Source organism: Pseudovibrio axinellae (assembly GCF_900110875.1).
Lineage (GTDB): Bacteria > Pseudomonadota > Alphaproteobacteria > Rhizobiales > Stappiaceae > Pseudovibrio > Pseudovibrio axinellae.
This window is the reverse complement of the sequence record NZ_FOFM01000001.1, coordinates 536,161-559,927: the sequence shown is the minus strand read 5'-3', so window position 1 is coordinate 559,927 and position 23,767 is coordinate 536,161. Positions and strand designations below refer to the sequence as shown.

The 23,767-nt window shown below is 51.1% G+C and carries 20 protein-coding genes; 9 read left to right on the top strand and 11 right to left on the bottom strand.

Translation table 11 applies throughout. The annotated features are described in order from the left end of the window. Positions 1-31 precede the first annotated feature (31 nt). Positions 32-358 (bottom strand): hypothetical protein, encoded by a 327-nt coding sequence (locus BMZ51_RS02500; protein WP_068006312.1) that lies wholly within the window; start codon positions 356-358, stop codon positions 32-34. On the opposite strand from BMZ51_RS02500, the gene BMZ51_RS02495 reads away from it, so the two are divergent. After that, complete coding sequence (locus BMZ51_RS02495) at positions 345-1,811, top strand: helicase HerA domain-containing protein (protein WP_068006314.1); 1,467 nt, start codon at positions 345-347, stop codon at positions 1,809-1,811. The genes BMZ51_RS02500 and BMZ51_RS02495 overlap by 14 nt on opposite strands. Before the next feature lie 7 nt (positions 1,812-1,818). Here the strand turns inward: BMZ51_RS02495 and BMZ51_RS02490 are convergent, their stop codons facing one another. Both BMZ51_RS02490 and BMZ51_RS02485 read right to left on the bottom strand, forming a co-directional pair. Continuing rightward, positions 1,819-2,688, bottom strand: a complete 870-nt coding sequence (locus tag BMZ51_RS02490; protein WP_068006316.1) for a hypothetical protein — start codon at positions 2,686-2,688, stop codon at positions 1,819-1,821. Between the two features lie 221 nt (positions 2,689-2,909). Next, positions 2,910-3,800 carry a DMT family transporter gene (locus tag BMZ51_RS02485; protein WP_068006408.1) on the bottom strand — a complete coding sequence of 297 codons (891 nt, stop codon included), beginning with the start codon at positions 3,798-3,800 and terminating at the stop codon, positions 2,910-2,912. 381 nt (positions 3,801-4,181) lie between these two features. Here BMZ51_RS02485 and BMZ51_RS02480 point away from each other — a divergent pair, with 381 nt between their 5' ends. Further along, complete coding sequence (locus BMZ51_RS02480) at positions 4,182-6,365, top strand: malate synthase G (RefSeq protein WP_068006318.1); 2,184 nt, start codon at positions 4,182-4,184, stop codon at positions 6,363-6,365. 44 nt (positions 6,366-6,409) lie between these two features. Here the strand turns inward: BMZ51_RS02480 and BMZ51_RS02475 are convergent, their stop codons facing one another. From BMZ51_RS02475 to BMZ51_RS02465, 3 genes are all read right to left on the bottom strand, one after another. Then, positions 6,410-7,096 (bottom strand): DUF1906 domain-containing protein, encoded by a 687-nt coding sequence (locus BMZ51_RS02475; RefSeq protein WP_068006319.1) that lies wholly within the window; start codon positions 7,094-7,096, stop codon positions 6,410-6,412. A gap of 116 nt (positions 7,097-7,212) precedes the next feature. Beyond that, entirely contained in the window at positions 7,213-8,676 is a 1,464-nt protein-coding gene (locus tag BMZ51_RS02470) for an ATP-binding protein (protein WP_068006320.1), read from the bottom strand. After that, positions 8,673-9,401, bottom strand: coding sequence for a response regulator (locus tag BMZ51_RS02465; protein WP_068006322.1), 729 nt, complete (start codon positions 9,399-9,401; stop codon positions 8,673-8,675). Before BMZ51_RS02465 ends, BMZ51_RS02470 begins: the two co-directional genes overlap by 4 nt. Before the next feature lie 281 nt (positions 9,402-9,682). Here BMZ51_RS02465 and BMZ51_RS02460 point away from each other — a divergent pair, with 281 nt between their 5' ends. Then, positions 9,683-10,582 (top strand): EF-hand domain-containing protein, encoded by a 900-nt coding sequence (locus BMZ51_RS02460; RefSeq protein ID WP_208979224.1) that lies wholly within the window; start codon positions 9,683-9,685, stop codon positions 10,580-10,582. A 79-nt stretch (positions 10,583-10,661) separates the two neighbouring features. On the opposite strand, the gene BMZ51_RS02455 is transcribed toward BMZ51_RS02460, so the two are convergent. Beyond that, entirely contained in the window at positions 10,662-12,251 is a 1,590-nt protein-coding gene (locus BMZ51_RS02455; RefSeq protein WP_068006326.1) for a SulP family inorganic anion transporter, read from the bottom strand. Between the two features lie 1,119 nt (positions 12,252-13,370). On the opposite strand from BMZ51_RS02455, the gene BMZ51_RS02445 reads away from it, so the two are divergent. Genes BMZ51_RS02445 through BMZ51_RS02435 form a run of 3 tightly spaced genes read left to right on the top strand, consistent with a single transcriptional unit; the run spans position 13,371 to position 14,315 of the window. After that, a complete protein-coding gene (locus tag BMZ51_RS02445) occupies positions 13,371-13,664 on the top strand; it encodes a putative quinol monooxygenase (protein WP_068002925.1) in 294 nt (97 codons plus the stop codon). Between the two features lie 4 nt (positions 13,665-13,668). Further along, positions 13,669-14,109, top strand: coding sequence for a MarR family winged helix-turn-helix transcriptional regulator (locus BMZ51_RS02440; RefSeq protein ID WP_068002929.1), 441 nt, complete (start codon positions 13,669-13,671; stop codon positions 14,107-14,109). Then, a complete protein-coding gene (locus tag BMZ51_RS02435) occupies positions 14,106-14,315 on the top strand; it encodes a hypothetical protein (RefSeq protein WP_068002931.1) in 210 nt (69 codons plus the stop codon). Before BMZ51_RS02440 ends, BMZ51_RS02435 begins: the two co-directional genes overlap by 4 nt. Positions 14,316-14,724: 409 nt before the next feature. Here the strand turns inward: BMZ51_RS02435 and BMZ51_RS02430 are convergent, their stop codons facing one another. The 4 genes from BMZ51_RS02430 to BMZ51_RS02415 all read right to left on the bottom strand — a co-directional run bounded on the left by BMZ51_RS02430 (position 14,725) and on the right by BMZ51_RS02415 (position 19,035). After that, positions 14,725-15,597, bottom strand: coding sequence for a carbohydrate ABC transporter permease (locus tag BMZ51_RS02430; RefSeq protein ID WP_068002934.1), 873 nt, complete (start codon positions 15,595-15,597; stop codon positions 14,725-14,727). Beyond that, the gene (locus tag BMZ51_RS02425) at positions 15,597-16,520 is read right to left on the bottom strand and encodes a carbohydrate ABC transporter permease (protein WP_068002937.1); all 924 of its coding nucleotides are present in this window, start codon (positions 16,518-16,520) and stop codon (positions 15,597-15,599) included. Before BMZ51_RS02425 ends, BMZ51_RS02430 begins: the two co-directional genes overlap by 1 nt. A 63-nt stretch (positions 16,521-16,583) precedes the next feature. Further along, positions 16,584-17,915 (bottom strand): extracellular solute-binding protein, encoded by a 1,332-nt coding sequence (locus BMZ51_RS02420; protein ID WP_068002940.1) that lies wholly within the window; start codon positions 17,913-17,915, stop codon positions 16,584-16,586. Positions 17,916-17,943: 28 nt separating this feature from the next. Beyond that, on the bottom strand, positions 17,944-19,035 hold the full coding sequence (locus BMZ51_RS02415) for an ABC transporter ATP-binding protein (protein ID WP_068002943.1): 1,092 nt from the start codon (positions 19,033-19,035) through the stop codon (positions 17,944-17,946). 962 nt (positions 19,036-19,997) lie between these two features. Between BMZ51_RS02415 and BMZ51_RS02410 the strand changes: the two genes are divergently transcribed. The 3 genes from BMZ51_RS02410 (at position 19,998) to BMZ51_RS02400 (ending at position 23,577) form a co-directional block, all read left to right on the top strand. Next, a complete protein-coding gene (locus BMZ51_RS02410; protein ID WP_068002946.1) occupies positions 19,998-21,161 on the top strand; it encodes a Tm-1-like ATP-binding domain-containing protein in 1,164 nt (387 codons plus the stop codon). A 418-nt stretch (positions 21,162-21,579) separates the two neighbouring features. After that, positions 21,580-22,239, top strand: coding sequence for a hypothetical protein (locus tag BMZ51_RS02405; protein ID WP_139201327.1), 660 nt, complete (start codon positions 21,580-21,582; stop codon positions 22,237-22,239). A 96-nt stretch (positions 22,240-22,335) separates the two neighbouring features. Next, positions 22,336-23,577 (top strand): MFS transporter, encoded by a 1,242-nt coding sequence (locus BMZ51_RS02400; RefSeq protein WP_068002952.1) that lies wholly within the window; start codon positions 22,336-22,338, stop codon positions 23,575-23,577. The last annotated feature ends 190 nt before the right edge of the window (positions 23,578-23,767 follow it).

Here is a 23,767-nt window from a genome sequence, read left to right as displayed (position 1 = left end):
CTATATATAATGCCGTCCATAGCATCTCAACTCAACTGAAACCACCGCGCAAATTGGTGCATATGTCCGCAATTCTCGCGGCATGTGGTCTTGCCCCTTGGAAATCGGGCATATCCATTTGCCAGTTTAACTCAGATGTGGCATTGGATTTCATGGCTTCAAAGGCCAATAGTGTGCTGGTTTGAATGTCACACCGCACGCTTGTGGGAAAGCAAAAGAACGCTGCGGCTAACTTTGCTATTTCCGCAAGAATCACAGAGATTACGTTGGCTTCCCAGCTAGCAGATATTTTGCCGGAACCACGGTCAGTAACTGCCTTGAAACGGCACAACAAGAGATTTTGAATGACGGTCAGCATCGAAATGGGTGTCGCCCCCCATGGTACTCCCTCTGTTGTCGATCTTGAAGAATTGCTTGCCACGCGACTGCTTGTCCAGGGAAACTCTGGGTCGGGCAAATCGCACTTGTTGCGGCGTCTGATGGAGCAAAGTGCACCTTGGGTCCAGCAAGTCGTGATCGATCCGGAAGGTGACTTCGTATCGCTGGCTGATGAGTTCGGGCATGTGGTGATTGAGGCGACCATGAATGATCGCGAACTCACCATGATTGCAGCACGTGTGCGCCAGCACCGCATTTCTGTTGTTTTGAATCTGGAACATCTGGAGCCCGATAAGCAGCTGAAAGCAGCTGCTGCATTTATGAACGGCATGTTCGATTCCGATCGTCAGTACTGGTACCCGGTTTTGGTGGTGGTGGATGAAGCCCAGCTGTTTGCTCCTGCTGCTTCTGGCGACTTTGGTGAAGAAGCCCGTCGCCTTTCCTTGATGGCGATGACCAACTTGATGTGTCGTGGCCGTAAGCGCGGTCTGGCTGGCATTATTGCCACGCAGCGTCTTGCAAAGCTTGCAAAGAACGTGGCAGCGGAAGCCTCCAACTTCCTCATGGGACGTACGTTCCTTGATATTGATATGGCCCGCGCCTCCGACCTGCTGGGTATGGATCGCCGTCAGGCAGAGCAGTTTCGTAATCTTGAGCGTGGTCAGTTCATTTCGCTCGGGCCAGCAATGACACGCCGTCCGCAAAAGGTGGTGATTGGTGACGTGGTCACTGGTAGTCGTGGCGGCTCACCCAAACTGCTGCCGATGCCGAACCAGCCAGCAGCAGAGGCCGCTGAACTGATTTTCACAGCGACTGAAAATGATCCGGTCTTGAACCATAACCGCGTTGCTGCGCCGTCTGCAAAAGATGTGATGATGCAGCTATCGCAAACGGCTGCCAGCAACATGCAGGCGCAGCACAAGGAAGTGGTGGAAGCTGAACCGGAAGATCTTTTCAACCTTGAAGAGAAGAACCAGCAGTATCAGGAGATCATTGCCAAAATTTTGGAGGATCCTGAAGCTGCCTTTGCTCCTGTTTCCCAGCTCTATCAGGATTTCCAGGTCAGGTGTCGTATTGAACGCCTCAAATCCCAGGACCTCGCCAAGTTCCGTAAACTCCTTTCTGTCGCCCGTGCAGGTGTCGACAAGAAGGAAGTAGAGGATGGCGATTGGCAACAGGCAGAAGTTATTGCAGCTCATCTGCCTGAAGAAATGCGCGGTGTTTATCTGCTGCTTGCCAAGGCAGCGATGGCGGGAGAACCGTGCCCTGCAGATCTGGATATCGCGAAAGCCTACGGCACACGTTCACCCGGGCGCGCGCGCTGGCTCCTGACACATATGGAAGAGCAAGGCTTTATCATCTGTGCAAGTGATTTGCGCGGAAACCGCATTGTGACCCTGCCAGATATCGGCAAACAAACGGCGACCATGTAAAGTCGATCTAGCGGCCATCCTTTAACATGTGGCCGCCAACAGGCCCCTGAAACTCGTCGAAAAACGTTGTCTGAGTGCTACGCGAGCAGGTGGAGCACAGATGTGGCTTGTGAGGCAGGGCATATTTCAGGCAACAGGCCTTGCGTCTGGGGGCATATTCAACCAGCCCCTCGTGTTGTCGCTGTCGCCAGATGATGCCGCCATTGATCTTCTTTCCAAGGCTTGCCAGATAGGCACGCATCAAGCTGGCCACTTCCGCTGGCTTGGCACCATGACGGCGCAACACCAAAAGCGGTGAAATGATTGAAATCGCCACAGTGGAATAAAAGACGGAAGGGGGCACTTTTCGTCGGCCCAGCTCGCGATGAAAAACGGCAATAACCTCTTCAAAGCATATAGACAGGGCAAACAACTCCGCCGGCCCCTGATCTGGGTTAAGCTCGAAGTTTTCAAGTGTCAGTCGTGGGTCATAAAACAGCTCAACCCAAGGCGCCGTATCATGCAATACAAAGCGCAATTCATCCAGGCGCGGTGCCCGCCCTGTGAGCAGATAGGTAACGGAAATTCTGTTTAAAATTGCCTGACAGCTTGATTTAAGTGCAAGGCTGGCCGCAATCTTCTTGGTCGGCGCACCCTTCTCTTCCACGAAGGACGTGATCAAACGCTGTGCAACCAGAGCAAAGTTCGTTTCAAAACCTGAAAATTCACGCAGCTCCGCAGCAACAACATGTGCCGCAGGGTGCCCAACGACACGCGCAGCCACTTGCTTGCTGCCGTCAGGGTGAGCTGACTTCAACTGCATTGCAAAACGCGCAGGAATGCCCGCGTTTTCTGAGGCAGGAATATCTGTTGGAGATAGACCGGGCGATACTGCCAACGCAAAACCTCTGAGTGTAGGAGTGCGTATTCCCTGAAACCTGGAAACCGGTTCAAAAATTGAATACGCCAATTACTATTTGTAACGAGGCGTGCATGTCTGGCTGAGGCTGGCTGAACACGTCACAACAACACTTGCCTGTGTCTTAGCACAAAAATAAAGTCTACTGAAATGCTAGAGTTTATGGCCTGTGAGTATTGCAGTTGAATTTTGCAAATGCATCAGCCTCCGGCTTTTTTGAACTGTTTCTCCCAGGCAAATTTCTCTGCAATCCAGATGCCACCAAGAACCAGCGCAAGCGCAAGGCCGTGGTAGAAAGCAAAAACTTCGCCCAACAATATAATTGCCATGGCCGAGGCAAAAACCGGCACCAGATTGACAAAGACACCGGCTCTGTTTGGTCCAATCAACTCAACCCCGCGTATGTAAAAAATCTGGGCGAGGAAGGATGGGCAGATGGCAATGTAAAGAATGACCAACCAGCCTTGAAAAGACGGCCAGACGAGGGTTTCCTGGCTATACTCAATTGCCAGCATGGGAATCGAAACCAGCGCTGCGACATAGGCCATAACCGCAAAAAAGGCGAGTGCAGGCACCTTGGGGCGGTTTCTTAAGGCAAGTGTATAACCTGCATAAAACACCGCTGCGATAAGCATCAGCGCGTCACCGGGGTTGATGTGCAAGTTTAGCAACACCGCTAAGCTGCCCTGGCTGGCAACAACAAATACGCCAAGCAGCGTCAGTAAAATGCCGATAAACTGCACCAGCGTCACCCGCGCACCGTATAAAAAGTAAGCGCCCAGCACCACGATCATGGGTATAGACCCCTGCAAGATACCCATGTTCAATGCCGTGGTGTTATGGGCAGCTAGATAAAACAGCCCATTAAACCCGGAAAAACCGAAGGCAGCCATCAAAGAGACGCTGTGCAGGTGAGGGCGGATCGCCTTCCAGGATGCAACAAGCTCGCCCCAGGCAATCATGCTCATCAAAGCAGCCACAATCGCCCACCTCAAGAAAACAACGACCATGGGAGAAACATGCCCAACGGCGAGCTGACTTGCCACCGCGTTGCCGCTCCACATAAGCGTCGTCAACACCAGCAAAAGCATGGGTTTGCCGTAAAATGAACCGAGGAAAGGCATAAAATTGTCCGTCTATAGGCAAGCTGGAGGTGCTGCACAAAAGGTGGGGGCACCATTCACCTTGCTCCAGATAAATGCAAGGTGAATTTCCACAAGGGCTGTAGAGGTTTCATCAAGTATGCGCACGCGTAACTACATACCTCTGAAAAACCGTAAAAGGCGATGCAAATTCAATGTATTAGGTGAAATAGGCTGACGTGTGTCGTGAATGAACTGTGTTTTGATAGGGCGGGTAACGAATTGATGCATTGAAACTTATGAGTGAATTTGCAAGTGTTTGCTCTGGAAAAAAATGGTGGCAGGAAGTGACGGCATATCCTGCAGATAAAGACCAAACGAGGGGGACCCATGTCGCAAAGAGTAAGTGTTTCATCGCTGCAGGTTTCACCGGAGATCTATGAATTCGTTGAGAAGGAAGCTCTACCTGGAACAGGTGTGAAATCCGAGCAGTTCTGGGACGGCTTTTCTAAGATCATCGCGGACCTGACACCCAAAAACCGCGAGCTTTTGGCAACCCGCGATACGCTACAAGGGCAGATTGACGAGTGGCACAAAGCAAACCCCGGTGCCATAGATCTGGAAGCCTACAAGACCTTCTTGAAAGAAACCGGATATCTGCAACAGGAAGGCGAGAGCTTTGATGTTGAAACCGACAACGTTGACCCGGAAATAGCTGAGATCGCTGGTCCGCAGCTCGTTGTTCCTGTCATGAATGCCCGTTACGCGCTTAATGCTGCAAATGGACGTTGGGGTTCTTTATACGATGCATTGTACGGCACTGATGCCATGGGAACATCCCCGCAGGCCGGTGGCTACGACGAAGAACGCGGCGCACAGGTCATCGCGTTCGCACGCCAAAAGCTAAACGAAGCGCTCCCTCTGGATGAAGGCAGCTGGGTGGACGTCACCGAGTTTACAATCCTTGGCGGTTCTCTGGCTCTGACACTGGCAAATGGCGACATGGCCGGTCTGCAAGATCCGCTTGGATTTGTTGGCTACACGGGCAGCAAAGACGCGCCGAAGTCCATTTTGATGCAAAAAAATGGCATGCACTTTGATGTCTTGTTTGACAGCTCCAGCCCAATTGGATCAACTGACAAGGCAGGTATCAGCGATATCAATTTGGAATCTGCAATCTCCACCATCATGGATTGCGAGGATTCAGTTGCAGCCGTGGATGGTCAGGACAAAGCACTGGCCTACCGCAACTGGTTGGGCTTGATGACTGGTGAGCTGAAAGAGCAAGTAAGTAAGGGCGGAACTACCTTTACCCGTGAGCTTAATGCAGATCGCCTGTACACCGACGCGCAAGGTGATGAGCTGGCACTAAAAGGCCGCTCCCTTATGCTGGTGCGCAACGTAGGTCACCTGATGACCAATCCGGCCATTTTGGATGCGGACGGCAATGAAGTGTTTGAAGGCATCATGGATGCTATGGTCACCTCACTTTGTGCGATCCACGATATTGGCAGCCGTGAAGGGGCATCTGCTCGCAATATGAACTCTGTGTCTGGCTCGGTCTATATCGTAAAGCCAAAGATGCATGGTCCAGAAGAAGTTGCCTTTGCAAATACGTTGTTTGAGCGTGTTGAAGATGTACTGGAGCTTCCACGAAACACCCTTAAGATGGGCATCATGGATGAGGAGCGCCGCACCACGGTAAACCTCAAAGAGTGTATCCGCGCTGCAAAGTCCCGCGTTTGTTTCATCAACACTGGTTTCTTGGACAGAACCGGAGATGAAATGCACACCTCCATGGAAGCAGGCCCTATGATCCGCAAAGCGGACATGAAGCAGTCCACATGGATCAACGCCTATGAGAACCATAACGTAGACACTGGTCTTGCGTGCGGGCTGCGTGAACATGCGCAGATCGGTAAAGGCATGTGGGCGATGCCAGACTTGATGCACGCCATGCTTGAGCAGAAGATCGGACATCCAAAAGCTGGTGCAAACACGGCTTGGGTTCCATCTCCAACCGCTGCAACCCTTCATGCCTTGCATTACCATCAAGTATGCGTGCCAGCTGTGCAGGAAGAGCTTTCAACGCGCACACCTGCCAGCTTGGATGATATTCTGTCCATCCCGGTTGCGATCAACCCAAACTGGACACCGGAAGATGTTCAGGCGGAAATCGACAACAACGCGCAAGGCATCCTTGGTTATGTAGTGCGCTGGGTGGAGCAGGGCATCGGTTGTTCCAAAGTTCCAGACATTAACAATGTGGAACTGATGGAAGATCGCGCAACCTGCCGTATCTCATCACAGCACATCGCCAACTGGCTGCATCACAATGTTTGTTCAAAAGAGCAAGTGATGGAAACCATGAAACGCATGGCCGCTGTGGTTGATGCCCAAAATGCTGGCGATCCCGCCTACCGCAATATGGCCCCAGACTATGACGACTCAGTCGCTTTCCAGGCGGCCTGCGATCTGGTGTTTGAAGGACGTATCCAGCCAAGCGGTTACACTGAACCTGTGCTGCACAAACGTCGTTTGGAAGCCAAAGCCAGAGTCGGCGCTTCGGCTTAAACTGCACAATCCTGCGCAGGTATGTGTGCCTGCGCAGGCGCCCCTTAATCTTTGCCATCACACGATGAGGATGTCTGATCTTTCGTTTCCAGATGCGTGAAGCCACCATAGTCACCCAGAGACATATTGAGGATGTCACTGTCAAAATCCGTGCCTGAGATTTTGACGTCACCTCCTTGCAGAATGTTCCATTTATGAGAATCTTTAAACTCTTGGTAGTTACGAAAGCCTTTGGATTGGCTTAGCCAGGTGAAGTCGACCAAACCATCCTTCAACGCATTCTCACAGACCAGTCCATTTCCATAAATACCGATTTTGTAGGGTGAACCAGCCTCTTTAAAACTTGCCTTGATCGCTTCGAAATACGGTGTGATGTAGTGCACGTAATCGTAATAGGAAGCATCATAATCAACGGCAAAATAGATACCTGAACCTTTGGGTTGCCTGATGATATTTTGCGCAAGGTGCAAAGCCTCTCCAGCCTGCTGTGTTCCCGCGGCCTTTGTGAATGTTGACGGCTTGTTGTTGGCATCTTGATAAACAGTGAAGAGTGTCAGACCAGCAGCAATCAGTTGTTGGGCTTCAACTGGCTGAAGCTTCTTCCAGTTGGAAAATGAATAATATCGCCCGACGGCCTTGTATCCTTTTCGGGCGATAGCGCTGGCAAGGGCCTCAACAGAAGATGCCGTATCCACAGCCGGTTCTGTTTTGATTTCATTCTGATCTGTCATTGTTGCTCTGCTTCTTGTTGTTATGCAGAGCAGTGACGAAGCGGGGAACCACGACGTGAGAAAGGGCCTTCTGCCAGGGTAACAGAAGCCTTAATCTCTCTCACTCAAGTAGGGGGTTAAAGTGGCAGGCTCACAATTGCCATGAGGCCATTTTCTGCGCTATTTTCAAGCCGGATAGTGCCGCCTTGGGCATGTATGATGCTGCGCGTAATGGCAAGGCCCAAGCCAATGCCTCCAGTTTTTTCATTTCTAGATTCCTCCAGCCGCACAAACGGTTCAAAAACGTCATTCAGACGGTCGGCCGGAATACCAGGTCCTTTGTCGCTGATGGTAATCACGGCATGAGCTTCGTCGACCTCAAAGGAAACACTGGCTTCCTCACCATATCGGATTGCGTTGCCAATAAGGTTCTGGAAGGCGCGCTTGAGTGCAAGCGGGCGGCACTTCAATACGATCCTGTCGTGAGCCTCAACACTCACATGGTTGCCCATATCCTCCTGATCATTCGCAATGCTTTCCAGTAAGCTTCCAAGGTCAACCGGGCGCAGCTCTTCGTGCTTTGAATCTTCACGTGTAAAGGCGAGCGTTTCCTCCACCATAGCCTGCATTTCGTCCAGGGTAGCGATCATCCGCTCCCGGTCTTCTTTATCATCAACGAATTCAGCACGAATACGCAGGGACGTAATTGGCGTACGCAAATCATGGCTGATTGCAGCAAGCATCCGCGTCCTGTCGGAGATAAAGCGGGTCAGGCGTTCTTGCATCTGATTAAAGGAGCGCGTCACAGCGCGCACTTCAGCCGGGCCTGCTTCTTCTAGGGGTTTCACTTGAGCCCCACGGCCCAGATCCTGGGCAGCTGTTTCCAGCACCCGTAACGGTTTTGTTAGCCGGTAAACTGAGACCCAGACAATTAGGATCATCAGGGAGGCCATGATCGCAATGGGGAGTAAACTTGGCACAAGAGAGCGCTTCGGCAGCCGGAAGTTACTCTCAATATTAAGCCATTCGCCGTTCGTCAGTTCAATTGAGGCAAAAAGCTGCATGCCATCCAGTGAAAACCAGCGGTATTTCTTAAAAAACTCACTGCGCCTGTCAGGTGGAGGTTGGCTCTGACCATGACGGGGACGATCATGAACTTGAGGCGGCGGCGGAGGTGGGGTTCTTTCGCGCCAATTGTTTCTTGCATCCTGCTTTGCTTCGTCACTGTAGATAACGGCGACGCGCGTTTGTCTCTCATGGTCCAGACGACGCGTCAGGTAATTGGCAAGGAGTTCCTCCATGTGCTCATCACCACCGCTTTTAGCAACGGTTGGTGCCTCGCCAATTGTAAAGCGCGTGCGTGAGTTGGAAACCGTGCGCAATACCTGTCTGTGCAAATCAGGAGGCGTTGACTCTAACAAGCGCACTACATTGGCGGTGCGCGACAAGGCATTATCGCGTGCCAGGTTGGCAAGAGCATACTGGCGCTCGCGGCCCAGAAGAACAAAACTCAACGCTTGCGCAAGAATGAGTGCAGCGAGCAACAACAAGATGAGTTGCGGGGCTAATCGGCGCGGCAGGAAGCGACCCAGGGTTTTCATTGCGTATGTTCCGTCACGTCCCCTGTAAATGTATAGCCGCCGCCCCAGACAGTCTTAATTAGCTCAGGGTTCTTGGGGTCAGCCTCGATTTTACGGCGCAAGCGTGAGACTTGATTGTCGATGGAACGGTCAAAAACACCCAGTGACCGTCCAGAGGTCAGGTCAAGCAACTGCTCGCGGGAAAGCACCATGCGTGGTCGCTTTAAGAACGTGGAAAGCAGTTGGAATTCACCCGATGACAAAGGCACACTCACCTGATCAGGGTCCACCAGTTCACGGCGGGCGGTATCAAGAACCCATCCGCAAAAGGCCAGTCTTTCAGATTTTATAGGGTCCCGGTCACGCGGCACACTGCTGGACCGGCGCAAGACGGCTCGCACACGTGCAAGTAACTCTCGCGGGTTGAACGGTTTGGTGACGTAATCATCAGCGCCCATCTCAAGCCCGACGACGCGGTCTGTATCCTCTGCCATAGCGGTAAGAAGAATAACAGGAGCGCGATTGGTCTCTACCAGATGCCTGCAAAGGGACAAGCCATCCTCTCCCGGCATCATGATGTCCAGAACAACAAGATCGATAGAAGAGTTCTTTAATATCTTACGCGCTGCCGCCGCACTATCCGCAACAGTGGTGCGCATATTGTTTTTTGTCAGGTAGCGAGCGAGGCTCTCGCGAATATCACGATGATCATCAACAATAAGAATGTGGGCGGTACTGTGAGACATAGCTCCTCGCTTTAACTGTACCACTCGCACCAAACGGGGAGCGGACATGTAATTCTATGATCATCTTATGCCGTATTCTGCAAAATGGGAAAAGAGGAGGCGGCTGCGAAAATGTATCAAACTGTCACCGCTGCCAAGTCTGCCAGACTCTGCGACAAACCAGGGGGTTTTCCGGTGTAGTTTTGCGACAAATTGCACCTAAGTTCTTCTTATCGAAGCTCACTCACACATGCTTCCCCCGGTTAGGGCTTTGAATATACGGAGAATAAGAGATGCTTAATATGAAATCTATTTTCGCAGGTTCAATGGCTGTTTTGATTGCAGGTACCGCTCTTGCGCCAGCTGCAATGGCATCCCCTGGTGAACGTGGACGCAATGCAGGTAACATGGGCAGCCAGTTCTTTTCCACATTTGACGCTGACAGCGACGGCGCTGTGACAGCGGCTGAAATTGAAACAAAGCGCAATGGCGAGTTCGCAAAAGCTGATTCTTCAGGTGATGGCACCATCACATTGGAAGAATGGAAAGTCTTTGCTGCTGACAAATCTAACTCCCGTGGGCAGGACCGTTCAATCCGCATCTTCCAGCGCTTTGATACTGATGGCGATGGTCAGGTGACCCGTGACGAGTTCTTGAATCAGGCAGAGCGCATGACGGCCCGAATGGATCGCATGCAAGAGCGCAAAGGTGAGCGCCCTGCAAAGATGAAAGACGGAAAACCTGGCAAAGGCGGTTGGGATGAAGGCCGACGTGAAGGCAGACAAGGCAAAGGTGGCCATCATGGCATGCGTGACGGTGGTCCGCGTGGTCATGGCATGATGGGCCAAATGATGGCTCAGGTTGACCTTGATCGCGATGGCAAAGTCTCCAAGGGTGAACTGAACACGCTTGCAGACAAGATCTTTACAAACGGTCCTGTCGATCTGGCTGGTTTCCAAAAGATCACGGCTCAGTTCAAAGAGCCTCTCTATGTGAAATCATTCCAGCGTCTTGATGCAGATGGCAACCTGACTGTGACACAGGAAGAGTTCTTTACTCCAACCGCAGACATGATGAAGCGTATGGACCGCAACAAAGATGGTGTGATCACAAAAGCTGATTTTCAGAAAATGAAGAGAGGCTGGCACAAAGGTCCAAAGGACGGCAAAGGTAGTCGTGACGGACAGGGCGATCGCGGTTAATCGCAGAACCTGATAGTCCAGCAACAAAAAAGGCGGAGCTTATTAGCTCCGCCTTTTCATATTGTCATATCAAACTGTACTAAGCGCTATGCGGCTGCGTTTCTTTTTGCATCTCAGCATCATAGTCAACTGCAACACCGTAATGCGGATCTTCCAAAACAGCGACCTCAACCATGCTGCCAGCTTTGTGCAACAGGTCTTTACAATCTGGAGACAAATGACGCAGGTGCAAGGTCTTGCCAACCAGCTCATAGCGGGTTGCCAGCGCATCAATCGCCTGCAGACCGGAGTGATCCACCACACGTGAATTGATGAAGTCGACAATCACGTCATTCGGGTCAGACTGCGGGTCAAAGATTTCCTGAAAACCAGCAGCAGAACCGAAGAACAGCGGGCCTTCCAGCTTATAGATCTTCTGGCCTTCTGAGTTGGTTGTTGTATGGGCATCAATACGCTTGGAGGCATTCCATGCATACGCAAGCGCAGACACAATCACTCCGACCACAACAGCAACGGCAAGGTCTGAGTACACAGTTACACCGGTTACAAGTGCCAGAACAATCGCATCGGTACGCGGGATTTTGTGCAAGATCTTGAAGGTGTTCCAGGCAAAGGTGCCAATAACAACCATAAACATCACGCCAACCAGCGCTGCCAGTGGGATCTGCTCAATCAGCGGAGAGGCAAACAAAATGAAGCTGAGCAAGAACAGAGCCGCAGCGATACCTGCAAGGCGCGTACGCCCGCCGGACTTCACGTTGATCATGGACTGACCAATCATTGCACAGCCACCCATGCCGCCAAAGAAGCCAGTCACAACGTTTGCAGCACCCTGAGCAAGACACTCTTTGGATGCGCCGCCGCGTGTATCTGTCATTTCAGAAACAAGGTTCAGCGTCAAAAGGCTCTCAATAAGACCGATTGCAGCCAAAATAACGGAGTATGGCAAAATGATCTGAAGCGTCTCAAAGTTCAGCGGAACCATTGGGATATGAAACTCTGGCAGGCCACCGGAGATCGGGGCCAGATCACCAACAGTTTGCACATTCAGCCCAAGGCCAATCACGATCACAGAAACAACCACAATACCAGCCAACGGAGCAGGGATTGCGTTGGTTACCTTTGGCAGGAACCAGATCACGCCCATGGTGAGCACAACAAGGCCGAGCATCAGCACCATATCCATTCCAGCCAGCCAGCTTGCAACCCCGGTTACTTCATCAACGCTCTGGAACTGACCCATTTGCGCCAGGAAGATCACGATGGCCAGGCCATTCACGAAACCGAGCATCACTGGGTGTGGCACCATGCGGATGAATTTACCCCAGCGCATCACACCAAAGATCACTTGGAGGATACCCATCAGGACAACAGCAGCGAACAGGTATTCTACACCGTGAGTGACCACGAGGGATACCATGACAACAGCCAGCGCGCCGGTTGCACCGGAGATCATGCCTGGACGACCACCAAATACGGCTGTAATGATTCCCACGATGAACGCAGCATACAAGCCAACGAGTGGTTCTACCTGGGCAACGAATGCAAATGCGACGGCTTCAGGCACCAAAGCAAGCGCAACGGTCAGGCCAGAAAGCAGTTCAACTTTAATAGTATTGGCTGAAAAGCCAGGTTTTTTGGGCGCGAGCGCCTCCGTGGACGAATGCAAGGAGCACCTCCAATGGGGGTTCAAGTACTTTTTTGAAGACTGGGCATATCCTAAGCACGCACTGTGAAGTCGGTGTGAAACCAAGAGGTTTTCAGCTCAAGGACAAGAGCTCGTAAGCCAGAACACCGCTAAAAATTGAACGGCTTTTGTCTCCCTTTTGACGCGCTTATAAGGGAATATCGTCAAAAACACCATCCCCCCAGCGCATATTAGCCATGCAAGCGGGGAGGGGTTCTATCATGTCTCTCATGCCAAGAAAACCGGCGCTTAGAAAGTGAAAGGCGCGCGCCTTTTGGTGGAGGAGCATCCTATGATCTTTCGTTAGTACGCTGAAGCATCCTTTCAGGGAGAGTGTTGCTCCTGCCTTGGTGACATGCCGGGCAAGGCGCAGCAAAGAACCGGGACCTATGAACTGCTCACCACAAACAACGTCCTACAAGATATTAGATACTGTGTATGTCTCCCCTCTCAAGAGCCCATATCACCCCGGCTTAGGTCACACGCAGTCTCAAAAACCTTATCCCCCTCCTGTCCCACGCCCCCCATACTAATCCCATGTCCACGGACACGGGCAGCTGGCGGAGCGACCGTCAGTGCAGCGTGGGCTGGGCGGGGCTACCGGGAGACATAACGCATCCCCCGGCGGGTCCGTTGAAACACCCCTTGAAAGTCTTTAGTGCAGGGACCAAGCGGAAGCTGGTCACCCGATGGGCGTCTACACTGGCAGGCGTTTAGCTTTCACCGACACTCGTATTTGCCTCTGGCAAGTGGGTTTGTTGTTGAAAGTGCCTGCTCCCAATGCCTTTCGGTGGAGACCTTGTTTCATACAAAAACGCCCGGGCGAGGCGAGCAGCCAATGCCGAAGAAACTAATTTAACAAGTAGCGCAGGCACTGCCTGCTCGCCTTGCCCACCCCGTACCTTGGGGGATCACCGCTTCAACGCTGCATGGCAGGTCATGTGGCGCTATTGGCGTTTGTTGAACTCCTATTTGGCCATACCTGCCGGAATTGAGGGAGCCTCTGCTGCCTCACTGCGCGCCGCATAGATCAAAACATGGGCCCCTTGACAGGAAGGTGAATTGACTTTAGTTACCATGATAACCAAATAAGGACTAACTATGCTAAACTCTCTTTTCATATTTGCAGAAATTACGCCAAAACCTGAGCACTACAAGGATGCGCAACAAGCCATCATCGGCATTCTTGAACGAACACGCGCTGAAGCAGGATGTCTGGTCTTTGATTTATTCCAGTCACCGGATCAAGACACTTTATATCTCTACGAAAAATGGACAGATCAGAACGCTCTGGACCAGCATCACGCACAACCCTACACAGCAGCTGTCTTCAAATCCTACCAAACATGGTTGGCCAAACCGCCTCGTATCTTGCCCATGAACAGCGTGACGTAGAGCCATGTTCTTCCTTAAAGAGCTTCCCACGCGCATGATGATTGAGGGCTACGTTAAGGCGACAGGCACAGGCAGCACAGACGGGGTGGAGCAAGCCCTGTCGATGATGCGATCGGCAAGCCAGTTGGTCCGTTTGTTGGATGCCTACTTTGCTAACCACAATCTTTCGCAGCTTAAATTCCTCGTGCTCGTCGTGATCGATCGTGAACCAGAAACGGACAGCCTTCGTCAAAGTGAGATCAACCAGCGTCTCGATGTATCTAAACCGGTCCTACACCGCACGGTGTCGTCCATGCTCAGCGCTGGGCTGCTTGTTCGCACACAAGACAACGAAGATTCTCGGGCCCACCAACTGGCACTGACTGATGCAGGAAAAACGGCGCTGCGAGCGATGTTACCGGACTACTTTAAAATCATCACCGAGTTTATGGAGGGCGAACGATGATGCGGGCACTCACTGTGTTTTTCGCGTGGGTCGTGGTTTACGTCACTGTCACAACAGCTTTACTGGGCTTTCAATGGGCGCAGGCAGACCTTGCCTTGCCCGTCCAAACCCTTCTCTTAACAGCCATACTCGTGCCCTTAATGGTTTTGCTGATCGGCCCATTCGCCGCAAAGCTTGCCCAGTACCTCGTGCGAAAACACCCATAGCCGCCCCACAAGCCTCAAGAAATGCTGGCCCATCACAGTAGCACTTTGCGAGGGCTGACCCAATTTGACAAAAACCAAAGCCATTCATACCAACAAGGGATAAGATCATTCTCTGCGGGCCTTATCAAAACGCGATGGCTACTGAACTGTCCATGTTCCTCTGAATTCACACTAGCAAAACGACACATCCCAGCTGCATTTATTGAACAAAGATTCGAGCTTTTCAAGTAGGGCATTACGCACATTGGCATTGATCTGAGGAGACCCCAATCCGAGTTCAACCTCAACTTTACGGCGGTCTTATCCAACTTGATGCTGAAGGCATAAAAAGGAAGATGTTGAGATCAGAAAAGACGCTTTGCGATATTTGCTGCTTTTCAAAGGTCGATACGCAACGATCGGTTTCAGATCATCCCTTGACGGCTCCTGCGGTCATGCCGGTGATGATTTGTTTCGACGCAACGAAGGTGAACAGGATCGGTGGAATGGCCAAAAGCATGCCCGTTGCCATGATAACACCCCAGTCAATGTCATATTCGGTAATCGAATTGACGATCGTCACCGGCGCCGTGCGTGTCGAGCGGCCCGACAGCGCATTGGCGAGCAAAAACTCGTTCCATGCAATTCGGAAAGTGAAGATTGCAGCTGCAGCCAGCCCGGGCTGAATGATAGGCAAGACGACTAAGAAGAACACCTGGAAGGGATTTGCCCCGTCCATTCGGGCGGCTTCTTCCAGTTGAATCGGTACCTGGACGATGAAGCTTTGCAGAATCCAGATCACGAAAGGTAGGTTCATCGCCGTATAGATAAGAATGATCCCGGCATAGGTCTGGTCGAGACCATACTGAAAAGTCCAGATACCAAAGACCGGTACCAGCAGAACAGCTGGTGGCACTATGCGCATCAGCAAAGTGCCCATGGACACCGTCCCGCGTCCCATGAACTGGAACCGCACCAAGGCGTAGGCGGCCATGCAGCCGATCGTCAGCGTCAGCCCAGTCGAGAGCAGCCCGACAATCAGCGAGTTGTTCAGGGCCCGACCGAAAGTCGGATCGCAATAGTCAACATGTGCTGGTTCATACCAGAGGAAATTGCAGAGAACAGTCTCGTAATTCTTGATCGTTGGCGAAAAGAAAAAGGCCGGAACAGATGCGTCATATACATCTATATTGGTCTTGAAGGATGTCGCCAACATCAGAGCAATCGGGCCAACGCTCATTACAACCAACGCGGCGATCAGGGCGTAGAATGCTGGGTTCTGGATTTCTTTTCTAACTGCCATCAGTCGTTGTCCTTTTCAATGACTGCACGTCGCTGTGCGACATGGGCTTCCTTCACCCGGTTATATACAAACATTCCAATGGTTAGTACCATCAGCATCATCAAGAGCATGTTTGACATCGCAGCGGCCTCGCCCAGTTCCTGAAACTCCTGAGCGGTTCTGAAGATCCTCAAGGCAAGAATCTCGGTGGAAAGACCCGGCCCCCCATTGGTCAGAACGAGGATAACTTCCAATACCTTGAACACATCGATCAGACGCAACATCAAAGTGACGATGAGCACTGGCATCATCAGCGGCAGCTTGATCATCACGATCTTCTGCCACTCATTTGCACCGTCGATTTCCGCAGCCTCCAGAGCCGAGCGCGGCAATGACTGTGTGGCGGCAAGTGCGAGGATGAAGATGAAGGGTGTCCACTGCCAGACGTCAGCTATGACAATTGCAATGAAGGCCCAAGTGCTGTCAGCCAGCCAGGGAATACCTTCAAACCCGAAGCTCTTGAGCATGCGGTTAAAAATTCCAACCGTCGGATGAAACATGTACCGCCACATTAGACCGACAACGATCGGCGCTATCATCATGGGCAGAATAAAAACTGTGCGCAGTAGCACCATCCCACGAATGTTTCGGTCCAGCAGCATAGCTAAACCAACCCCCACGATCATTTCCAGCGTCACAACGATTGCGGCAAAGCGGATCGTTACCCAGAAACTTTCCCGGAAAGCTGCATCGCCCAAAAGGTTGATGTAGTTCCGAATGCCGATGAACTCTGCTTGACCGATGCGCTGGCTTGGGCTCCAGTCCAGAAAGCTGGCGTAGATCATGTACCCGATGGGGTAAAGCAGTGCGAGGATCATAACGATCCCCGCCGGTAACAGAAACATGTATGGGGTCAGCCGATTGGCCTTGATTGCAAGACTCATTGCCGATCACTTTCAGTTACTCTCTAGAAAGCCCAGCGGCGAAGCCGCTCGGAAGATCCGTTATTACTTGGACCAGGTATAGTACCCTGCTTCATCCATCAGACCCCTGGTGCGCTCCGCGACACCGTCAAGCGACTGCTGGATCGGGGCATCATCAACAATGATCTTTGAGAGTGTAGTTCCAAGATCTGCATTGATCTTGCCCCAGACAGGGATGATAGGGCGCCAGTCCGGGTCGGCATTCTTCAAGGCTTCCCCAAATGTTTCCATGTACGGGAACTTCGCGTTCACGTCTGGATCGGCATGTGTGGAGTAACGGACGGGGTTCCCACCTGCCAGCGCAATCAGCTTGTCGGCTTTCTTGGAGGTCAGCCACTGCATCAGCAGGAAGGCAGCGTCTTTGTTCTGCGCGTTTCTTGGAATGCCGATGCCGAACCCGCCAGTCTGGGATCCTGCCCTGACACCGACCGGATGTGGCGCCCATTCAACAAGACCGACCACTTTTGATTTTTCAGGGTTATTGACCTGACCCGCAAAAACGGTGGAATCTAGGAACATAGCCGAATTGCCCTGAAGGAACGAGGCACCAGCTTCCGCGAAACCGAAGGTCTTGGCACCTTCCGGACCACAGTCGACAATCTTTTTGAGCGCCTCTGCTGCCTTAACGCCAGCTTCATTGTTGACGATGGGGTTCCAATCATCATCAAAGATACGTCCTCCAAGTGGTGCAAGATGGAGGAGGAACGCATGACTGGCGTGGTGGCCGGAGGCCGCACGTGACGCCAAACCGCCCATTCCCGGTTCCAGCTCCGGGATCTTACAGGCCAACTCCAGCAGTTCGTCATAGGTTTCTGGAACCTTCAGTCCATGCTTGTCGAAGATGTCCTTGCGATAACCGAGAATGGACGTTTCAGAGCCGAATGGCAGACCGAACAGTGAGCCTGTCGGACCAGGCAGGTACCCCTTTTTTCCGCCAGCAATGCCAATGTTGGCAACGTACCCGTCGATCAGATCTTCGGCGTCATAATTCGGGTCTGCCAGCTTAGGGTTCATGAAGAAGCGCGCAAGATTTTCCAACTGATCGGCATAGACATAATCAGCCTTGGAAAAGACCACATAGGCGATCAGATCGTAATCGCCCTTGTTCTTGGTCAGCTCTAGGGTCTGGCGCTCACGCATTTTTAAATACTGGAGCTGGTCGACTTCGACCTGAATGCCGGTTTCTTTGGTAAATTCCGGCAGGACCTTCTTCACGGCATCAAAATGCGGATGCGCCGGGAAATTCACCACCAGTGTCTCACCTTCGTATGCTTTATACGGGTTGGCTAGGGCCGCGGCGGTGCTCAGTGCGACCGCGACAACGGCGCTGACTGGCATCTTCCAAAAATTCGACATTCTTTTCTCTCTTTTGTCAAGGTTCAGGTCACCCGATGGCAACTTCTGTTTCGCTGTCGAATAAGTGAATAGCCTCCCTGTTGACCGCAAATCTCAGCGTCTCACCCAGAGCGATGGGCGTTTCCGATTTCAATTCGACTTCGATTTTTTGAGCACCGCAGTTGCACAGAAGAACCGACTGCGCTCCGATGTATTCGGAGACGATCACTTTCAGGTCAATCGCTTCGTGGTCAGGAGCGTGAGGGCTGAAATGTAGGTCGGATGGGCGAATCCCCAAAATGACGGAACTTGCGGAATGGCCCAACGCCACCGAGGCTCTCTCCTCCGGCAAGGCGACCTCGAATCCGTCCCCACTGACAAAGACCTGCCCGCCGAGGTCTTGGATCTTCGCACCGAGAAAGTTCATGGGTGGCGAGCCTAAAAAACCAGCGACAAACTTGTTAGCAGGCTGCTTGAATAGCTCTTCCGGTGTTCCCTGTTGTTGTATGTAACCACCATTCATGACTACGATCCGGTCGCCGAGCGTCATGGCTTCGATCTGGTCGTGGGTAACGTAGATCATGTTCTTGCGGACCTTCTGGCGCATAATCGCCAGCTCCGCCCGCATCTGACAGCGTAGCTTGGCATCAAGATTCGAGAGCGGTTCATCGAAAAGAAAGGTTCCAGCATCCCGTGCCAGGGCCCGCCCCATAGCAACGCGCTGACGCTGACCTCCGGACAATTCTCCGGGTTTGCGATGAAGAAACTTGGTAAGGCCTAACATCTCTGCGACGAGCCCGACCTTTTCGTCGATTTCCTTGCGTGGACGTCTCTGCAGCCGGAGGGCAAAGGACATGTTCTTTGCGACATTCATATGCGGGTAGAGCGCATAGTCCTGGAATACCATTGCGAGGTCACGGGCCTTCGGCTCCAGTTGGCTGACTGGTCGGTCGCCAATATAGATTTCACCATCGCTGACTGTTTCCAGGCCGGCAATCATGCGCAATGTGGTAGTTTTCCCGCACCCGGATGGTCCGACAAAAACCGTAAATTCGTTCTCCTCCATTTCCAGATTGATACCGTGCAGAACTTCAAAGTCACCGTATCTCTTCACAAGGTTTTCAAGCCGGATACGCGGCATCTCGCCTCCTAGGTGATAAAACCCTAATACAAACCTTAATCGTGAACGTTCAGACTATCATGAGTGTTATTTGTAAAGAATGAACTCTTTCGATCCTGGTGAACAAAGCACTCTCAGAAATGGAATTAAGCAACTCTGCGAAACTACGACCTTTGTAGGCACGTAAATGTAATGCGTCTGCTCCACATCGCAATGGAGTAGACTTTTTAACACTCTACCGCTTTTTTGACCGACACGTTCCTAAAGGATCTAACGTGTATATCCGACCATCTTGCTGATCATATAGCAAGTAATAGCCTGTATCCTTAGCCTCTGGGTCGTCGATGTCTTATGGGCCAGACCGGTTGATTTGGGTAAAACAATGTTTTGGCCTATGACGACAACAGGAGTGAGACGTTGGGGCAGACCGCACGAACCGCGAGCTATTTCCACTCAAGATGAAATCTGTATCGTGCTAGCCGGTTTCAGCGGTAAGGAAAGCTTCGCCTATCCTCAGGAATGTATCTCGCAAGGGCTTTATTAAAGCTGGTCCAACGAATTTCTGGAAGTTACTAAAAAGTGCAAGGTGGGTCGCGCTGAAGGTAGAAATTGAAATGGCTTGTAGTCCTACCGGCTCAATCGAGCATGGAATGTTTAGGATCGAGCATACTTATTCTGGGTTGTAGTTGACGCGGTGAACAAGGAAAGTAAGTTCCTGCGACGAATTACTCGGGCTTCGGTTCCGCTTTGATAATACCCCTAGCGGTGCAACTAATCATATAGCCTTAGGCATGAACACTGATAGATAAAAGCCTATGTCTCCACTCTGAAAAAGTCAGGCGACATGAAAGACTAACCGCGGGTAATTGGATGCATCAATCCACTCTAAAAGACGTGGGCTTACAAGTACTATGTTAAACAGGCACTCTGCGGAATATTGAAATCCCCGAGGGATCCAGCATTCTTGCAGGAGGACTGATATCATGACTGAGGCACAAGCAATTTTATTGGCAACACTGGAAACTAAAGATGCCGAAGCAGACTTTCTGAAGCAGCAACTAGCTGTATATGGTGTTAATGCAAAGATACTGGATGTTTCATTGTGGAGCGATGGACAAGTCCTTTCTGGACCGGAAAAACTGGCGGCAATGGATAAAGCATCTCAAAGAGCGCTTGATTACGTTGGCAAGCTTGATCCCCAACAATTGAAAGTTATGATTGCAATTGGTGGAGGAACTGGTGCCGAAATTTCACTCCGTGTAATGACACAGATGCCTGCCATGCTTCCAAAGGTTCTCTTGACGACCTTATCTTTTGATCCGCGACCTATTATTGCTGATACATCTATAATAGTTATACCGACACTTGCAGATGTCTGCGGATTAAATCCAATTATTTGCGCAGTGCTGAAAAATGCAGCAGCGGCAACTGCCGGTCTTTATAAGCTCACCAGCTCGACTATAGACAGTAATCCAGTAAAAACCGTGGCCTTAACAGCACTTGGAGCGACAGAAGCAGCAGCCTCACGACTTATGTCTGCGTTAGATATGCAGGGTCAAAAAGTGACCGTATTTCACTCTAATGGCTATGGAGGCGCTGCTTTTTCAAGATTTGCTCTTGAGGGAGAATTCAGTGCGATCATCGATCTGACACCCCACGAAATAACTCGGCTTCATCTGGCCGGTGTGCACGCATCGATGCCAGACCGATTTTCTGCTGGTCACGCGAAACCCAGGATCGTCTTACCTGGAGCAATTAACTTTCTTGGGCTTGGAAAGCTTTCAACGTTATCGAAAGAATACCTTAGCCGACCACACTATGCCCACTCAGGTTTCTTTACCCATGTAAAATTAGAGACGGAGGAAATGGAAGTTGTTGCTGAAGCTCTGATCGAAAGCCTCAATACTGCTACTGGCCCTCGTGCCCTGATTGTGCCACTTGGTGGTTTTTCACATCAAGACTGTGTCGGCGGAGCAATTGAAGACCCCGATCTACGACGGACTTTCCTTAATCGTGCTGAGAAGCTTTTGAACTCTGATGTGCAATTGATTGTGCAAGACCAACATATATCTGCACGCGAAACAACCAAGACAATCATTGAAACCCTGGTATCTTTTGGTTTCCCCTTAAAAGGACAAACCCCATGACAAGTCTAGATGATCCAAGAACATGAGCTGACTGCTATCACAAGGCGATGCATAAATTTAGGAGAACAGGCCAATTCCATAGTTGGACTGAGCGATTAAATCGAGGTTCTGATCGCAAACTGTTTTGAAGACTTTATTGAGTTTAAATTCCATGGTTCGACATACCCTGGGAAGTGTGTTTGCATGGGTTTTATGCAAAGCCCTTGCCCAGTTTATTCTGACAAGGCTGCATTACAGCTGTTTATTGCGGTGTGAAATCTGCGATGTGATCATTTAGGAAAATATGGTCCTCAAATTTACTCAGATGTTAACTTGGAGCGCAATACCTAGCAGACACTTGAGCATCACCGAGTAGCTGGGGGAAAATCAAATAGTTTTGGTTTTTCTCGCGCTTATGCAGCATGAAGGGGATAAAAAAATGAGATCATCGCGTGTGCTGCTCATCAACATTCTGGTCACGTTTAGTTTCTACGTCTCGAGCTTCGTTGCCCTTGGAAATGGATTCCCGACAATTGATTCTGGGGGGGATGAAGTCGTTCAATGGTTTACTAAGCATGGTGCAAACGCCAGGATATATGCTTGGACGGCAGCGTTTTTCTCGCTTGGCCTTTCGATTTTCGCTGGTCAAGTGTCTGCAGTTCTGCCCAAGCCTCATTGTTTCATTTTCTTGGCTGGTGTACTGGGTTTTGCTCTGACTGCACAGGTTCAGGCATGGTTCTGGGCTGGGCTAGCCTATCACCCAGAGGGGCTTGATCCGGTGACTGCGCGAGCGCTGTTTAGCATTACATCTTACTGGGGGCCGTTGGTCAACGGCTCGACAACTGCCATGGCTGTGGCCATCGCTGCACTCGGATTTGGTAGGTCTTCAATCATACCGAACTGGCTCAAGTGGTTGAGCATCGTTTTCTTTGCAGAGCAGGCTGTTGAAACAGTTACAGTGTTTGGGTCGACTGGCTTTATCGCACCAGGAGGAACGATGAATGTCTATCTGGGTGGGATCATCGGTTTCCTTTGGATTGCAGGGGTAGTCCGATGGGCTATGCCGCTTGTTGACGAAGCTGCAATTGAGGCAGGCTGATGAGGCAGGACGCACTCAGGTAAATATTTTACGATCTGGGGATTTTTGCCGGCTTGGTCAGTCTCTTGGCGCTTTCAGGGGTTTAAGGAGTATTGCATGTCCTTTATGGCCAAGGTTGCTCTGCTGTTTATAGTTTTTGTTGACCTGATCAGTCAGGGATTGGTTTTTCCGATTGTCAACGTCTTGATTATGGAGCCCACGACAAATTTTCTAGCGGTGGATACACCGGTTGCTCTCCGACACTTCTATTATGGGCTTGTGATTGGGTTGTTCTTTCTAGCTTGGTTTGTAGGAGTTATTTATCTCTCGAAGGTTTCAGATGGTATTGGCCGCAAAAAGGCACTTCAGCTTTGTCTGGTGGGCGCTTTGTTCGGTTATATCCTTACGATTCTTTCGTTGTATATCAACAGTTTGTGGCTACTGGTTATTGGCCGCATGATTACAGGTTTTTCAGCAGGGAACCAGGCAATTGCGCAGGCGGCCATGGTCGATGTCAGTAAAGATGAAGCCGACCGAGACCGTAACATAGGCTACATTATCATGGGGGCCAGTTTTGGTCTTGTAGGTGGTCCTATCATCGGCGCTGTGTTGTCTGGGCAGGCGTTTATTGGTGCATATGCGAGCCTCACCTTGCCATTTTATGCAGCCACACTTCTGGTGTGTATTGCCATAGGATTGATCTCAGTTTTTTATCATGATGTCCGCCGTGAGCGGGTTCCCTTCTCCTTTCATGTCAGTGATCTTTACAGCGGTATGGTGCGGGTGAGAGCCCACCCTCTGGTCATGAAACTGCTACCCGTTTTCATCCTCTTGATGATTGCGAACCAAACCTTTTTTGTGTTCGTAGTCAATTTCCTAACAAGTACATTCGACTATGGTGTTGTTGGCGATAGTGGTGCCATGCTCGTTGTGGGTGTCGCGCTTGCGATCTCTAGCGGCCTCCTCGTTAACCCATCACAAAGATTCATTGGCCGCAAGCGTCTTGTTTGCTCCCTGCTGCCCATCATGGCGATAAGCGTATTCACGTTTGCACTGATCCCTTCAGCCTTGCTCAGTATGTTACCGGTGTTTCTCTATTTCTTCTGTTTTGGGATCACATACCCAACCTTCCTCGGCTTCTTCTCACGCTGCGTGAGTGATGGAGATCAGGGTTGGGTTATGGGCATAACCACATCTATACTATGCTTGTCTGCTGGGGTGATGTCTCTCATTGGTGGTGGATTGATGACAATCGACGTCCGATTGCCGTTCTTTGTCGCCGCCGCCTCTGTTTTTCTAGCGTTAATATTTGTCCTGACGACTTGGAACCGACCTGACCTCAGGCGTGTGACTGGGTAGAGAACGAATTGCGAGTTTGAAGAGCTCCATTTGATGAGCCAGGTAAAATGTTTGTGCATGGTTGGACTTTGATTCATCGAAGTGATGGATTCCAGAAACGGCGAACTGATATCCTTAGTACTGTGCCCACGAAAAAGGCCATGGCCTGTCGTCCGTCATGTGTTGTGGCTGTGTGGGGCTGCTGCTACGA

Excerpts from the sequence above, each read along its gene's own strand:
- BMZ51_RS02435 (WP_068002931.1), top strand. The coding sequence starts at position 14,106 with ATGATGCGGGCACTCACTGTGTTTTTCGCGTGGGTCGTGGTTTACGTC.
- BMZ51_RS02410 (WP_068002946.1), top strand. The coding sequence starts at position 19,998 with ATGACTGAGGCACAAGCAATTTTATTGGCAACACTGGAAACTAAAGAT.
- BMZ51_RS02460 (WP_208979224.1), top strand. The coding sequence starts at position 9,683 with ATGAAATCTATTTTCGCAGGTTCAATGGCTGTTTTGATTGCAGGTACC.
- BMZ51_RS02500 (WP_068006312.1), bottom strand. The coding sequence starts at position 358 with ATGCTGACCGTCATTCAAAATCTCTTGTTGTGCCGTTTCAAGGCAGTT.
- BMZ51_RS02430 (WP_068002934.1), bottom strand. The coding sequence starts at position 15,597 with ATGGCAGTTAGAAAAGAAATCCAGAACCCAGCATTCTACGCCCTGATC.
- BMZ51_RS02470 (WP_068006320.1), bottom strand. The coding sequence starts at position 8,676 with ATGAAAACCCTGGGTCGCTTCCTGCCGCGCCGATTAGCCCCGCAACTC.
- BMZ51_RS02465 (WP_068006322.1), bottom strand. The coding sequence starts at position 9,401 with ATGTCTCACAGTACCGCCCACATTCTTATTGTTGATGATCATCGTGAT.
- BMZ51_RS02495 (WP_068006314.1), top strand. The coding sequence starts at position 345 with ATGACGGTCAGCATCGAAATGGGTGTCGCCCCCCATGGTACTCCCTCT.
- BMZ51_RS02475 (WP_068006319.1), bottom strand. The coding sequence starts at position 7,096 with ATGACAGATCAGAATGAAATCAAAACAGAACCGGCTGTGGATACGGCA.
- BMZ51_RS02405 (WP_139201327.1), top strand. The coding sequence starts at position 21,580 with ATGAGATCATCGCGTGTGCTGCTCATCAACATTCTGGTCACGTTTAGT.
- BMZ51_RS02415 (WP_068002943.1), bottom strand. The coding sequence starts at position 19,035 with ATGCCGCGTATCCGGCTTGAAAACCTTGTGAAGAGATACGGTGACTTT.
- BMZ51_RS02485 (WP_068006408.1), bottom strand. The coding sequence starts at position 3,800 with ATGCTTTTGCTGGTGTTGACGACGCTTATGTGGAGCGGCAACGCGGTG.
- BMZ51_RS02440 (WP_068002929.1), top strand. The coding sequence starts at position 13,669 with ATGTTCTTCCTTAAAGAGCTTCCCACGCGCATGATGATTGAGGGCTAC.
- BMZ51_RS02445 (WP_068002925.1), top strand. The coding sequence starts at position 13,371 with ATGCTAAACTCTCTTTTCATATTTGCAGAAATTACGCCAAAACCTGAG.
- BMZ51_RS02480 (WP_068006318.1), top strand. The coding sequence starts at position 4,182 with ATGTCGCAAAGAGTAAGTGTTTCATCGCTGCAGGTTTCACCGGAGATC.
- BMZ51_RS02400 (WP_068002952.1), top strand. The coding sequence starts at position 22,336 with ATGTCCTTTATGGCCAAGGTTGCTCTGCTGTTTATAGTTTTTGTTGAC.
- BMZ51_RS02420 (WP_068002940.1), bottom strand. The coding sequence starts at position 17,915 with ATGTCGAATTTTTGGAAGATGCCAGTCAGCGCCGTTGTCGCGGTCGCA.
- BMZ51_RS02425 (WP_068002937.1), bottom strand. The coding sequence starts at position 16,520 with ATGAGTCTTGCAATCAAGGCCAATCGGCTGACCCCATACATGTTTCTG.